A 13,532-nucleotide genomic window follows, 5' to 3' on the forward strand; every position below is an offset into this window, starting at 1 on the left:
GGTGTGCCGGGAAGTCTGGTCGGCGGTCGCTTCCGCGACCCCGAACGACGTCCAGCAGGAAGAGGCACCTCGACATGATGCTCGCCGTCGACACGGGCACGTACCGGACCACAGCAGGCCGAGAGGCCGTGCAGGAATGGTGCCGACGCAGACTCGCCGACTGGTCCACGCCGCACACCGTTCGCCGGATCGACACCTCGCTCGGCTCGACCGTCGTCACGACCGTCGTTCGACCCGACGCGCAGCGCACCGTCGTGGTGGTGCCCGGCGAGCTGTCCTGCGCGGCACTTCTGACGCCGCTGATCGATGCGATGCCCGACGCCACGGTGCACGTCGCCGACATGCCCGGCCAGCCCGGGCTCAGTTCGGGGGTGCGCCCGCGCCGGGGCCGGGCCTCGGCCGACTACGGTCGCTGGCTGGAGGACACCCTGACGCAGATCGGCGGCCCGCGGCCGGTCCTGCTGGGCATCGGGAGCGGCGCCGCGGCGGCCCTCTCCGCCACCTGCCGATCGTCGGTCGGCGCGATGGTGCTGGTCCGTCCCGAAGGCATCGTCCCGGTCTCTCGCCCCGATGGGCGGTTCCTGCGACGCCGCACGTCAGCGCACAGCACCTCCAGGGCGGTGGCCGCACTCTGCGGACAGCATTTCCGTCCGGACGACGACCTGGTGGAATGGCGACTTCTGGTGTCGACGCATTGCGCCGGAACGCGCGCGGATCGCCACATCTCGGAGCGGCGGCTCGCGGAGTGGAGCCGCGCGGTGCCGCTCGAAGTGGTGGCGGGATCGTGTGATCCGGTGCTCGACCACCGTCGACTGGACGACCAGGTGTGGGAGATCACCGGTCGGGACACGACGGTGCTCGACGACTGCGGTCACCTCCCGGAACACGAATGCCCGCGGGCGCTCACCGCCGCGATCGAGCGGGTCGACCGACTGGTCCGGACGTAGCGGATTCGCGTCCACCCCGGCCTCACCGCCATGATCGACTGACCGATCGTCTATTTCTCAGGATGTGAACAAGTGAATTCAGTACGATCCGCCTGGCGCGGAATACGCAAACCGGTATTCATTCCCGCGTCCGCGATCATCGTCGCCATGATCGTTTTCTCCGTCATTTTCGCGGGTACCGCGGCCGACGCATTCGAGGCCCTCAACGGGGCCATCACCGACGGTGTCGGATGGTGGTACATCCTGACGGCGACGGGATTCGTCGTCTTCGCCCTCTACTGTGGCGCCAGCCGTATCGGCAACATCCGCCTCGGCCGCGACGACGAGAGCCCCGAATTCGGCGTCCTCTCCTGGTTCGCGATGCTCTTCAGCGCCGGTATGGGCATCGGACTGGTGTTCTACGGCGTCGCAGAACCGTTGTCGCACTACATCACTCCCCCAGTTGCCGGGGGTGTCGACGGATCGACCGACGCGGCCGCCAACCAGGCCATGGAGCTCACCCTGTACCACTGGGGTCTGCACGCATGGGCGATCTACGTCGTCGTCGGTCTCGGACTCGCGTACATGACCTACCGCAAGGGCCGCCCCCTGTCGGTTCGCTGGCTCCTCGAGCCACTGCTCGGACGGCAACGGATCGAGGGCGGTATCGGTCACGCCATCGACGCGATCGCCATCATCGGAACGCTGTTCGGCGTCGCGACCTCACTCGGTTTCGGTGTTCAGCAGATCTCCGCCGGTCTGTCCTACCTCGGCTGGGTGGAGACGAACAATTGGCTGACCATCGCCCTCATTGCCTTCGTCACGTTGCTCGCCACGTATTCCGTCGTCTCGGGTGTGTCGAAGGGCCTGAAATGGCTCTCCAACATCAACATGGCACTCGCCGCCGGCTTGGCTGTGTTCGTCCTGATCGCCGGACCGACGCTGTTCCTCATGCAGTCGTGGGTGCAGAACCTCGGTGGGTACGTCCAGGCGCTGCCGGAATTGATGCTCCGTACATCGCCTTTCGCCGAGGACGGGTGGGCCGGCGCCTGGACCATCTTCTACTGGGGATGGTGGATGAGCTGGGCACCGTTCGTCGGCATGTTCATCGCACGGATCTCGCGCGGCCGCACGATCCGCGAATTCGTCTTCGGCGTGCTGCTCGCACCGACTCTCGTCGGCTCGCTGTGGTTCACCATCTTCGGTGACTCCGGAATCCTCCGTCAGCGCAACGAGGGCACCATGCTCGCCGAAGACGGAACCGTCGGCACGGACACGAGCCTGTTCCAACTTCTCGACGGTCTTCCGCTCGCGACCGTCACGAGCGTTCTCGCCATCGCGGTGATCGTGTTCTTCTTCGTCACCTCCTCGGACTCCGGCTCACTGGTCATCGACATCCTCTCCACCGGTGGTGATCTCGACACACCCAAGATCACCCGCGTTTACTGGACCGTGCTCGAGGGCGTCGCTGCCGCTGTTCTGCTGCTGATCGGTGGATCCGGATCACTCACGGCGTTGCAGACGGCGTCGATCGCGACCGCGGTGCCGTTCTCGATCATCATGGTGCTGGCGTGCGTGTCACTCCTGAAGGCCTTCCGCTACGAGGTGGCCACCACGCCGTCCTACGTCCGGATCACCCCTGCCGGAGATGCACCGCCCGTGGACGGCACGACACCGGCGAGACGGCCGGAGCGCGGCGGTATCTCCACCACGTTCGCCGGTCTGTCCCCGTCGAAGGACGGCCTGTCCACTCCGTCCGGGCTGCTCGCGGTCCAGTCGGTACCGCAGAGCCGACTACAGATCGACCCGGACACCGGCGCCGTCCAGTACTCGGAGCACGACGAGCCGGTCGATCCGCTCGGCGGCGAGGTCTTCGACACCCCCGAGTTCGCGGACTCCGCCGAAGGCGAAGCCCACCAACGCCGTACCGACGCCACCGCGTACGACAACTCCTGATCGTCAGAGCACCGAAGGGCACCCCATGACGTCATCCTCGCCACCTCCCACGCGTCGCAGTCTGCTCTCGCGGGGGTCGTGGTCCGAAGCCTCGCGCATCACCGACGTGCTGCGCAAGGAGACCGTCGGGGGTGCCCTGTTGCTGGTCGCCACGGTGATCGCTCTCGTCTGGGCCAACTCCCCGTGGTCGGCCGCCTACGACACGCTCATGGCGACACGAGTGGGCCCGTCCGCGCTCCACCTCGATCTCACTCTCTCCACGTGGGCCGCGGACGGCCTGCTCGCGATCTTCTTCTTCGTCGTGGGCCTCGAACTCAAGCGCGAGTTCGTCGCCGGCGACCTCCGCGACCCGGCGCGTGCGGCCCTGCCCATCGCGGCCGCGATCGGCGGCATGGCCGTGCCCGCACTGATCTTCGTCGTCGTCAATCTGCGCACCGGTGACGGCGCACTGCTGGGGTGGGCCATTCCCACCGCGACCGACATCGCCTTCGCGGTCGCCGTTCTCGCCGTCGTCAGCACGCACCTACCGCTCGCATTGCGCACCTTTCTGCTCACGCTGGCCGTCGTCGACGATCTCCTCGCGGTGACGGTGATCGCGATCTTCTACACCGCCGACCTGAACTTCGTGGCGCTCGGCGCCGCGATGATCCCGCTCGCCCTCTTCGCCGTCGCCGTGCAGCGACGGATCCGGTCGTGGTGGATTCTCATTCCCCTCGCGGTCGTCACCTGGGTTCTCATGCACGAGTCCGGCGTTCACGCCACGGTCGCCGGCGTGCTGCTCGGATTCGCGGTGCCGGTGATCCGCAGCCGCGCCGCCGGCGGTCCGGAAGCCGGACCCGGTATGGCTGAACACTTCGAACATCGCATCCGACCTCTCTCTGCCGGTGTCGCGGTGCCGCTCTTCGCATTCTGCGCCGCCGGCGTGACCGTCGGCGGCGTGTCGGGCTTCTTCGAGGCGCTCGGCGACCCGATCGCCATCGGCATCGTCGCGGGACTGGTGGTCGGCAAGACCATCGGCGTGCTGGGCACCACGTATCTCGTGTCCCGCTTCACCCGTGCCACTCTCGATGCCGGACTCGCGTGGCGTGACGTGTTCGGCGTCGCCGTTCTCGCCGGCATCGGTTTCACCGTCTCGCTGTTGATCGGCGACCTCGCCTTCGGTGAGAGCACCGAGCGAGACAATCACGTCAAGGTCGGAGTTCTGACCGGATCGGTGATCTCGGCGTGCATCGCCGCCGCGATTCTGCGCAGCCGCAACCGCGCGTACAAGCTGATCCACGAGGAGGAGACCCGCGACGACGATCACGACGGCATCCCCGACGTGTATCAGCGCCGCGAGGAGAGCTGACTCAGAGTTCGGTGACCGGCCTGCGGGCCGCGAGCAGAGCTGCGAACTCCTCGCCGTAGGCGAGATGGCGTCGCAACGTCTCGCACCGGTCCAGCGCCTTGTCGTGGCACTGGTCAACGAATTGTGTTGCGGCAGTTCGGTCCTCGTCGTCGGCATCGCCGTTCCCGAGGACGTCGAGGGCTGCGAGCAGCTCGCCCATCTCGGCCAGCGTGAACTCCAGCGGCTTCATCCGCCGGATCACCAACAACCGCTCGACGTCGGCCTCGGTGTAGAGCCGGAATCCGCCGACCGATCGCGCCGACGGGACGACGAGACCCACCGAGTCGTAGTGGCGCAGTGTGCGAATGGACAGTGCCGTGCGCTCGGCGACCTCACCGATCTGCATGCTCTCGCCCACTGTCCCGCTCCTTCGTCGTACGTCGAGTGTGCGTCGACTCTAGTTCCGACCCGGAGACCGGGCCCGATCAGTGTCCTGCGCCGAGGTTTCCGCTGAGCCGGTCCCGTCGTTCCACGGACGACGCGTTCAGCCCCACGATCTCGACCTTCTTGCCCCTCGCCGCGTACTTCGTGGTGACGGCATCGAGCGTCGCGACCGTGGAGGCGTCCCAGATGTGGGACTCCGACATGTCGATGACGATGTTCTCGGGGTCACCGACGTAGTCGAACTGGTGGATCAGATCGTTGCTGGAGGCGAAGAACAGCTCTCCCAGGACCTTGTAGACGCGCGTGTTCTCGTCCGGGTGCGCCACGTCGACCACCTCGGTGAGGTGCGCGACCCGCCGCGCGAAGAGCACCATCGCGGTGACGACACCCACGACGACGCCGTAGGCCAGATTGTGGGTCGCGACGGTCACGGCCACTGTGGCGACCATGACGAGCGTCTCGCTCTTGGGCATGCGCCGCAGGGTCGACGGACGGATGCTGTGCCAGTCGAACGTGCCCACCGAGACCATGATCATGACCGCGACCAACGCGGCCATCGGGATGAGTGCCACGATGTCGCCGAGTCCCACCACGAGGATCAGCAGGAACGTTCCGGCGAGGAAGGTCGAGATCCGGGTACGTGCGCCGGAGACCTTCACGTTGATCATGGTCTGGCCGATCATCGCGCAGCCGCCCATGCCGCCGGTGAAGCCCGTGACGAGGTTGGCGACACCCTGGCCCCAACCCTCGCGGGTCTTGTTCGAGCGCGAATCGGTGATGTCGTCCACCAGCTTCGCGGTCATGAGTGATTCGAGCAGACCCACCAGTGCGATGGCGAGCGAGAACGGCGCGATGATCGACAGGGTGTCGAGGGTGAACGGCACGTTCGGGAGCAGCAGCGTCGGAAGCGAGGACGGCAACTCGCCCTCGTCGCCGACATCGGGAACCTGCAGCGCGAACACGAGGGTGGCGGCGGTGAGCATCACGATGGCGATCAACGGTGCGGGCACGACGGTCGTCAGCTTGGGAAGGAACACCATGACCACGAGACCCACTGCCACGAGGGGATACACCAGGGCGGGCACGTCGATGAGGTACGGCAACTGCGACGTGAAGATGAGGATGGCGAGCGCGTTGACGAACCCGACCATCACGCTGCGCGGAATGAAGCGCATCAGCTTCGCCACTCCGACGACGCTGAGCACGATCTGCAGGACGCCACCGAGGATCACGGCGGCGATGAGGTAGTCGAGGCCGTACTCGCGTGACAGTGGCGCGACGACGAGGGCGATCGCTCCGGTGGCGGCCGAGATCATGGCCGGACGACCGCCGACGATCGAGATGGTGACCGCCATCGTGAAGGACGCGAACAGTCCGACTCGGGGATCGACACCGGCGATGATGGAGAACGAGATCGCCTCCGGGATCAGCGCCAGCGCGACGACCAGGCCCGCCAGCACCTCGGTCTTCAGACGACGAGGTGAGCGCAGCGCGGCCAGCACCGAGGTGTCCTCGGGTGGGGCGACGGTCGAGCCGGCGTGGGACATGACGAGCCTCTTTCACGGTGCGGGACTGCCGGAGGCCGAGCACGGCCCTCCGCTGGGCGGAACCCTACTCTCACCGGAGAGTAGAGTGCGAATTGACCGAGACCATCGACAACCGTCAATATAGAAGAATGTCGAATCAGTCAGAGTCCGCCACGGGTGTCCGATGCTCGCCCCTGGTTCGTGAACCTCTGACCGAGCAGCAGTCGCACATCCTCGCGTCGATGTTCAAGGCGCTGGGCGACCCGGTCCGGTTGCGCCTGCTCAGTCTCATCGCGAGTCACGACGGTGGTGAGGCGTGCGTGTGCGACATCTCCGGATCCTTCGACCTGTCGCAGCCGACCATCTCCCACCACCTCAAGGTGCTTCGCCAGGCCGGCCTGCTCGGCTCCGAGCGGCGCGGAACCTGGGTCTACTACCGCGTGGTTCCCGATGCGCTGCAGCAGTTGTCGGCCGTCATGGCCACCGTCGACCCGACGCTGGTGACCGCATGAGCACCGCGGCGAACACCAGCGACCACCCCGCCGTCGTCGGCAAGCTCTCCACCCTCGACCGGTTTCTGCCGGTGTGGATCGGCGTCGCGATGGTCGTCGGGCTGCTGCTCGGACGACTGATCCCCGGGATGAATGACGTCCTGTCGTCCATCTCCGTCGACGGCGTCTCCCTCCCGATCGCGATCGGCCTGCTGATCATGATGTACCCGGTGCTGGCCAAGGTCCGCTACGACCGCCTCGACACCGTCACCGGTGACAAAAAGCTCCTGCTCGGTTCTCTCGCTCTCAACTGGATCCTGGGCCCGGCCTTGATGTTCGCGCTGGCCTGGCTGTTCCTCCCCGACCTACCGGAGTACCGCACCGGACTCATCATCGTCGGACTCGCCCGCTGCATCGCGATGGTCATCATCTGGAACGACCTCGCCTGCGGCGACCGCGAAGCCGCCGCCGTTCTCGTGGCGATCAACTCGGTGTTCCAGGTGATCATGTTCGCCGTCCTCGGCTGGTTCTACCTCTCCGTGCTCCCCGGCTGGCTCGGTCTCGACCAGACCACCATCGAGGCATCACCGTGGCAGATCGCGAAGTCCGTGCTGATTTTCCTGGGCATCCCGTTGATCGCCGGATTCGCCTCTCGGTACTTCGGCGAACGCGCCAAGGGCCGCGACTGGTACGAGACATCGTTCATCCCCAAGATCGGGCCGTGGGCGCTCTACGGACTGCTGTTCACCATCGTTGTCCTCTTCGCCCTGCAGGGCGACCGCATCACCTCCCAGCCCCTGGACGTCGTCCGCATCGCGCTCCCACTGCTGGTGTACTTCGCGGTGATGTGGGGCGGCGGATACGCCCTCGGCGCAGCCATGGGCCTGGGCTACGAACGCACGACGACCCTGGCGTTCACCGCGGCGGGCAACAACTTCGAACTCGCCATCGCCGTCGCGATCGCCACCTACGGAGCCACCTCCGGTCAAGCCCTCGCCGGCGTCGTGGGACCCCTGATCGAAGTCCCCGTGCTCGTGGGCCTCGTCTACGTCTCGCTGTCACTGCGCAGACGATTCTCACCCACCCGACAGACGAAGGAATCCTGATGTCCCACAAGCCGAGTGTGTTGTTCGTCTGCGTGAAGAACGGCGGCAAGTCGCAGATGGCCGCAGGGCTGATGCGCACGGTCGCCGGTGACGATGTCGAGGTGCATTCCGCCGGGACTGCCCCCGGCAGTGCAGTCAACGCTATGTCCGCCGAGTCGCTGCGCGAGGTCGGAGTCGATCTCACCGGTGAGCACCCCAAGCCGATCGATCCGGATCTGATGTCCCGGATGGACTACGTCGTCACCCTCGGCACCGAGGCGACCGTCGACCCGGTCGAGGGACCGACCTACCTGAACTGGGACACCGACGAGCCGTCGACGCGAGGTATCGAGGGCATCGAGCGGATGCGCCTGGTGCGCGACGACATCGCCGCGCGCGTCGACGAACTCGCGGCGCGCCTCCGGAACTGACACGGGCCGCACCCGATGGCCGCCACTCCCGTCGGAGTGGCGGCCGTCGGCCGGAGGTCAACCGAGAAGTTGTTCCATCCTGGCGATCTCGGCGTTCTGCGTCTCGACGATCGTGCGGGCCATCGCGACCGCGTCGTCGTTCGAGCCCTCCTCGATCTCCGTCTCCGCCATGGCGACCGCACCTCGATGATGGTCGATCATCATCGTCAGCCACCGCTGGTCGAACTCGTCGCCGGACAAGGCCGTCAGGGAGGCCATGTCCTGCGAACTCATCATTCCGCTCCCCGACCCGTGGTCCATGCCCTGCATGTCGTCGGGCGATGCAGACGGAGACGGCTGACCCCACTCCGCCAGCCAGGAGGCCAACTGGTCCATCTCGGGTCCCTGCGCGTCCGCGATCTCGTCGGCGAGCGTGACCACGTCCGGGTTCGTGGACCGCCCGTCGACCATGGAGGCCATCTCGACAGCCTGAGCATGGTGCGGGTACATCATCGATGCGAACGCGACGTCGGCGTCGGCGAAGTCCGCAGCGGGATCCTGAGACGGCGCGGACTCCATGGACGAGGAACCCATCGAGTGGCCCTCCATCGACGCGGACGACCCGTCGTCGCCACAACCGGCGACGAGGGCGACTCCGATCGCGGCGGCGGCGAGAGTAGTGACTGTCGTGTTCTTGACATGCATGGGCGTACTCCTGAGGTGTGTCGAACGGGATAGGGGTCTGAATCGACGTGCGATCCGCCGGAGCATCACTGCCCCGGGCTCCCCGTCACACCCGCAGAAGTACCGAGTCGTCCAGCGAGGACAGCGCCCATGGTGGAGCTCGACCTGCGCGGGCGACGATCATGACGACACGGTCGGATGCGTCATCGAGCGCCGGCAGGCACTCGACGGCCCCGATCGGGACCGACATCGGCGGGAACGAGGTGACCGTCCCGATGCACGGATGCATCATGTCGTGACCGCCGGGGCACGGCAGTCGCTCCGCCGCCGGACCGGGCTCCGCGGTGTGCGTGGCGGCGTCAGCGTGGACCTCCGCGTCCATCGACGCGTGGTGGTTCGGCATCGCTTCATGGGCCGCGGCGGTCTGGACGGGCACCACCATGTGCATCAGCACCACGCCCAGTGCGATCGAGACGGCCCACCAGGCCATCGGCACAGCGAGGGTCAGCGAACGTCGCTGCCGAAGACCGTGCAACACGGGCCCCAGTGTACCGACGAGTACCCCCTGGGGGTACGTCGGCGGTCGTTGCACCGACACCCGGCAACCTCGGTCAGATACCCCAGGGGGTACTTGCATACCCCCCCTCGTATGTGACACGGTGTGCGCAGTCCAGTGGATCGAACGCGGAAGGAGTGTCCAGTGGGCCCCCCTGCCGAATGCTCACAGTTCCACCGCTGAGCACACCCTCACACCACTTCTCGACGATGGCCGATCCAGGCCCTTCACATACCCCCACCCGTATAGGAGTCCACCGTGTCCCAGTCCGACACCGTCGCCGAATCCCGGCCCGGCGACCACCACGACAGTGCCCCCGGCCGCCTCGGCCGGTGGGGCGCAGCCATGGTCACCCGCCGCCGCTGGGTCTTCGGCACCTGGCTGATTCTGCTGATCGCCCTCGGATCCGCTGCACCGTCGGTGTTCTCGTCCCTCGCCGGCGCCGGGTGGCAGGCGAACGGATCGGAATCGGTGCAGGTCCGCGAGCTCGCCGAGGAACACTTCGGCGGCAACTCCTCCGCCGCGGTGCAGGTCGTCGTCCACAGCGACTCCGGTGCGCTGACGGACCCGGAAGCGACTGCCGCTCTCACCGGCGCGACCGACATCCTGAACGCCGACCCGCGTTTCGGTGAGATCGTGCCCCCGCAGCCGGGGATGACGATCAGCCCCGATGGGCGCACCGGCATCCTGATCGCCGGCGCCGACGGCACCACCGACGAGATGGTCACCGCCGTCGACGACGTCAAGGACCAGCTCACCGCACTCTCCGGCGACGGTGTCGAGGTCTACCCCACCGGCGCGTCGGCGCTGTGGTCGGACTTCGACAAGGCCAACCACGACGCGATGATCCAGGCCGAACTCATCTCCTGGCCCGTCACCCTCGCCATCATGGTTCTCGCGTTCGGCTCACTCGTCGCCGCCGGACTCCCGCTGCTCTTGACCATCGCCGGTCTCGTCGCCTCCGCCGGCGGGCTGGTCCTGCTCAACGAGATCACCCCGATCTCGGTGTGGGCCATGAACTTCGCCATGATGTTCGCCCTCGCACTCGGCATCGACTACGCACTGTTCCTCGTCGCCCGCTTCCGCGACGCCCTGCGCTCCCGCGATCCCCGCGCGGCCGTCGCCGAGACCATGGACACCGCCGGCAAAGCCGTGGTCCTGTCCGGACTCACCGTCCTCGTCAGCCTGTCCGCCGTGCTGATCGTCCCCGCCCCCGCAGTGCGGACCATGGCCGTCGGCATCATGCTCGCCGTCACCTTCGTCCTGCTCGCCACCCTCACCCTGCTCCCCGCCGCCCTCGGCGCGCTCGGACCGAAGGTCGACGCTGCGTCCCTCCCCTACGCCAAGCGTCAGCAGCACCGCTCACCGGTGTTCGCCGCGTGGGGCGCACTCCTGCACAAGCACCCGTGGCCGTTCGCGCTCGCCTCGATCGGCGTCCTCGTCGCACTGGCGCTGCCTGTTCTCGGCCTGAAGGTCGCGATGCCGTCGATCTCCGTCGTCCCCGAGGACGCGCCCGTGCGGCAGGGCTACGCCCTCGTCCAGCAGCAGTTCGGCGACGGAGCCCCCGGCGCACTGCAGATCGTCGTCTCTGACACCGACTCCGCAGACACGGCCGCCGCCGCGGCGCAGGTGTCCGGCATCGCCATGGTCACCCCACCGCAACCCGCCGCCGACGGCTCCGGCTACGCACTCCTGCAAGCGATTCCGGCGGTCGACCCCTCCGACGAGTCGATGGGCACCATCCTCGCCGACCTGCGCGGCGAGCTCCCGGAGTCGGCGCTGGTCGGCGGCGCCCCCGCGGAGAACCTCGACCTGCAGCAGGCCCTGAACGGCTCCCTGCCGCTCGTCGTCACGATCATCCTGATCCTCGGGTTCGTGCTGCTCCTCGTCGCACTGCAAGCACCCTTGATCGCGTTCCTGGGCACCGCGGTCAGCCTGCTCTCCACCGCCGCCGCGTTCGGCGTCGCGAAGCTGATCTTCCAGGACGGGCACAGCGCCTCGCTGCTCGGCTTCACTCCGCAGGGCTTCCTGAACGGCTGGGGACCGGTGTTCTTCTTCGCGATGATCTTCGCCATCGCCATGGACTACACCGTGTTCCTCCTCGCCACCGCCAAGGAGCACTTCGAGCGCACCGGCGACGCGACGACGGCGATGATCGACGGTCTCGCCCACTCCGGGCGGGTCATCTTCGCCGCGGCCGCGGTGATGGTGGCGGTGTTCTTCACCTTCGCCCTCGCCGACCCGCTCCCGCCGAAGGAGATGGGCATCATCCTCGGCGTCGCCGTGCTTCTCGACGCCATCCTGATTCGGTTGATCCTGCTGCCCGTCCTGCTCCGACTGACCGGCTCCGCCGCCTGGTGGTCACCGGCCTGGCTCCGCAAGGCCCTCCCGTCCATCAGCTTCTCCCACTGACACCCCCGACCGAAGGACGACACTCGTGACCATCGCTCTGACCACCACCCTGACCGACACCGACTTCGACACCGCCGTCCAGCGCACCCGAGACGCCTTGGCAGAGCAGGGTTTCGGCGTGCTCACCGAGATCGACATGCAGGCCACCCTGAAAGCCAAGCTCGGTGAGGACATGGAGCGCTACCTGATTCTCGGCGCGTGCAACCCGCCCCTGGCCCACCGCGCCGTCGGCGTCATGCGACAGATCGGCCTGCTGCTCCCCTGCAACGTCGTCGTCCGCGAGGACCCGGACAACGCCGACGTGATCATCGTCGACGCCATGAACCCCGACATCATGGTCCAGTCGACCGGAGTGCCGGCGCTCGGCGACGTCGCCCACGACGCAGCGACCAAGCTCCGCGCTGCCATCGCCACGCTCGCCGACGAACCGGCACCCGGACACTGAGACTCTGATGCCCCCGGGGGTACCATCGACAGCTCACGGCAGTTCTGACAGGAGTTCATCATGGTCGGCGACGACGACAGCATCGCACTGGTACTCAACCGACTCCGGCGCGCCAACGGCCAACTCACCGGGGTCATCTCGATGATCGAGAACGGCCGCGACTGCAAGGAGGTCGTCACCCAGCTCGCCGCCGTCTCGCGCGCGCTCGACAGGGCAGGGTTCAAGATCGTCGCCACCGGCCTGCGCGAATGTATGACCGGTGCCACCGCCGACAACAAGGAACCCATGACCGAGGCGGAACTCGAGAAGCTGTTCCTCGCACTCGCGTGACGAGACGAGCACTCCTGCACACGGCGGCCCGACCGCGCGTCGCGCTCGCTGTCGTCGCCCTGGCCCTCACCGCGTGCGCTCCGTCGGGCGGTGTGCCCGTCTCGCCGGCTCCCACGTCGAGTCGAGCAGAGCGCGACGACGTCTCGACCGGACTGCAGGCTGTCGAGGAGCGCTACGACGTGACGGTGGGTGTCAGCCTCCTGAACACCGGGACCGGCGAGACGATCAGCTATCGCGGAGCCGAACGTTTCGGTTTCGCTTCGACAGTGAAGGTGTTCCTGGCAGCCGAGTTCCTGCGACGAACCCCTGAGGACGCTCGGGACGACCTCGTGAGGTGGACCGCGGCCGACATCGAGCGCGCGGGATATTCACCGGTGACCACGGCACGTCTGGACACCGGACTCACGGCGGCCGAGTTGGCGGAAGCGGCCGTGCGGGAGAGCGACAACACGGCGACCAACCTCGTGTTCGACCAAATCGGCGGTCCCGCAGAGCTCGATGCGGCTCTGTCCCGACTCGGCGACGATGTCACGGACATCGTCGACGTGGAGCCGGGCCTCAACACGGTCGGACCCGACAGCACCGGAAACACCACCACCGCCGACGCGTTCACGACGAGTCTGGCCGCACTGCGGGGTGCCGGCTCGTCGACCGATTCCGACGCAGCGACCCTGGCCGAGTGGATGAGCGGGAACGCCACGGGCGACGCACTCGTCCGCGCGGGGGCGCCGAGCGGATGGACGGTGGCCGACAAGTCGGGTGGCGCCGGGGCCGTGCGGAACGACATCGCCGTCGTCACACCACCCGGCCGTCCCCCGCTGGTACTGACGGTGCTGACACGGAAGAACGACGCCTCGGCACCGTACGAGGACGCCGCGGTGAGCGAGAGCGCCGCGGTCGTCCTGAACACCGTTCGGTAGCCCCTGAACACCGTTAGGTA

Annotated in this window: 14 protein-coding genes; 10 read left to right on the top strand and 4 right to left on the bottom strand. The window is 67.4% G+C overall.

Translation table 11 applies throughout. The annotated features are described in order from the left end of the window. Nucleotides 1-74: 74 nt before the first annotated feature. The 3 genes from HQ312_RS17585 to nhaA all read left to right on the top strand — a co-directional run bounded on the left by HQ312_RS17585 (nt 75) and on the right by nhaA (nt 4,230). A complete protein-coding gene (locus tag HQ312_RS17585) occupies nt 75-947 on the top strand; it encodes an alpha/beta fold hydrolase (RefSeq protein WP_222639726.1) in 873 nt (290 codons plus the stop codon). A gap of 147 nt (nt 948-1,094) precedes the next feature. Next, nucleotides 1,095-2,882: a BCCT family transporter gene (locus HQ312_RS17590; RefSeq protein ID WP_374198306.1), complete on the top strand. Its 1,788-nt coding sequence runs from the start codon at nt 1,095-1,097 to the stop codon at nt 2,880-2,882. Between the two features lie 25 nt (nt 2,883-2,907). Then, nucleotides 2,908-4,230, top strand: coding sequence for a Na+/H+ antiporter NhaA (nhaA, locus tag HQ312_RS17595; RefSeq protein ID WP_222639732.1), 1,323 nt, complete (start codon nt 2,908-2,910; stop codon nt 4,228-4,230). Nucleotide 4,231: 1 nt separating this feature from the next. On the opposite strand, the gene HQ312_RS17600 is transcribed toward nhaA, so the two are convergent. Together HQ312_RS17600 and HQ312_RS17605 are read right to left on the bottom strand one after the other, a co-directional pair. After that, a complete protein-coding gene (locus tag HQ312_RS17600; protein ID WP_222640431.1) occupies nt 4,232-4,615 on the bottom strand; it encodes a MerR family transcriptional regulator in 384 nt (127 codons plus the stop codon). Nucleotides 4,616-4,694: 79 nt separating this feature from the next. Further along, complete coding sequence (locus tag HQ312_RS17605) at nt 4,695-6,200, bottom strand: SulP family inorganic anion transporter (RefSeq protein WP_222639735.1); 1,506 nt, start codon at nt 6,198-6,200, stop codon at nt 4,695-4,697. A gap of 128 nt (nt 6,201-6,328) precedes the next feature. Between HQ312_RS17605 and HQ312_RS17610 the strand changes: the two genes are divergently transcribed. The 3 genes from HQ312_RS17610 to HQ312_RS17620 are packed head-to-tail and all read left to right on the top strand — an operon-like array spanning nt 6,329 to nt 8,186. Then, nucleotides 6,329-6,691 carry a helix-turn-helix transcriptional regulator gene (locus HQ312_RS17610; protein ID WP_222639738.1) on the top strand — a complete coding sequence of 121 codons (363 nt, stop codon included), beginning with the start codon at nt 6,329-6,331 and terminating at the stop codon, nt 6,689-6,691. Then, nucleotides 6,688-7,776: an ACR3 family arsenite efflux transporter gene (arsB, locus tag HQ312_RS17615; RefSeq protein WP_222639741.1), complete on the top strand. Its 1,089-nt coding sequence runs from the start codon at nt 6,688-6,690 to the stop codon at nt 7,774-7,776. Before HQ312_RS17610 ends, arsB begins: the two co-directional genes overlap by 4 nt. After that, on the top strand, nt 7,776-8,186 hold the full coding sequence (locus HQ312_RS17620; protein WP_222639744.1) for a low molecular weight phosphatase family protein: 411 nt from the start codon (nt 7,776-7,778) through the stop codon (nt 8,184-8,186). The genes arsB and HQ312_RS17620 overlap by 1 nt, the downstream gene beginning before the upstream one ends. A gap of 57 nt (nt 8,187-8,243) precedes the next feature. On the opposite strand, the gene HQ312_RS17625 is transcribed toward HQ312_RS17620, so the two are convergent. Beyond that, nucleotides 8,244-8,870 (bottom strand): DUF305 domain-containing protein, encoded by a 627-nt coding sequence (locus HQ312_RS17625; protein ID WP_222639748.1) that lies wholly within the window; start codon nt 8,868-8,870, stop codon nt 8,244-8,246. Nucleotides 8,871-8,955: 85 nt separating this feature from the next. Continuing rightward, complete coding sequence (locus HQ312_RS17630) at nt 8,956-9,387, bottom strand: DUF6153 family protein (protein WP_222639751.1); 432 nt, start codon at nt 9,385-9,387, stop codon at nt 8,956-8,958. A gap of 363 nt (nt 9,388-9,750) precedes the next feature. Between HQ312_RS17630 and HQ312_RS17635 the strand changes: the two genes are divergently transcribed. Genes HQ312_RS17635 through bla form a run of 4 tightly spaced genes read left to right on the top strand, consistent with a single transcriptional unit; the run spans nt 9,751 to nt 13,512 of the window. Continuing rightward, complete coding sequence (locus HQ312_RS17635) at nt 9,751-11,817, top strand: MMPL family transporter (protein ID WP_222640433.1); 2,067 nt, start codon at nt 9,751-9,753, stop codon at nt 11,815-11,817. 25 nt (nt 11,818-11,842) lie between these two features. Then, a complete protein-coding gene (locus HQ312_RS17640) occupies nt 11,843-12,262 on the top strand; it encodes a DUF302 domain-containing protein (protein ID WP_027504396.1) in 420 nt (139 codons plus the stop codon). Nucleotides 12,263-12,322: 60 nt separating this feature from the next. Continuing rightward, nucleotides 12,323-12,592: a metal-sensitive transcriptional regulator gene (locus HQ312_RS17645; protein ID WP_027504397.1), complete on the top strand. Its 270-nt coding sequence runs from the start codon at nt 12,323-12,325 to the stop codon at nt 12,590-12,592. After that, complete coding sequence (gene bla / locus HQ312_RS17650) at nt 12,589-13,512, top strand: class A beta-lactamase (RefSeq protein ID WP_222639754.1); 924 nt, start codon at nt 12,589-12,591, stop codon at nt 13,510-13,512. The genes HQ312_RS17645 and bla overlap by 4 nt, the downstream gene beginning before the upstream one ends. Nucleotides 13,513-13,532: the final 20 nt, after the last annotated feature.

Origin of the sequence: Rhodococcus sp. BP-316, from assembly GCF_019836105.1 — a bacterium.
Classification (GTDB): Bacteria; Actinomycetota; Actinomycetes; order Mycobacteriales; family Mycobacteriaceae; genus Rhodococcoides.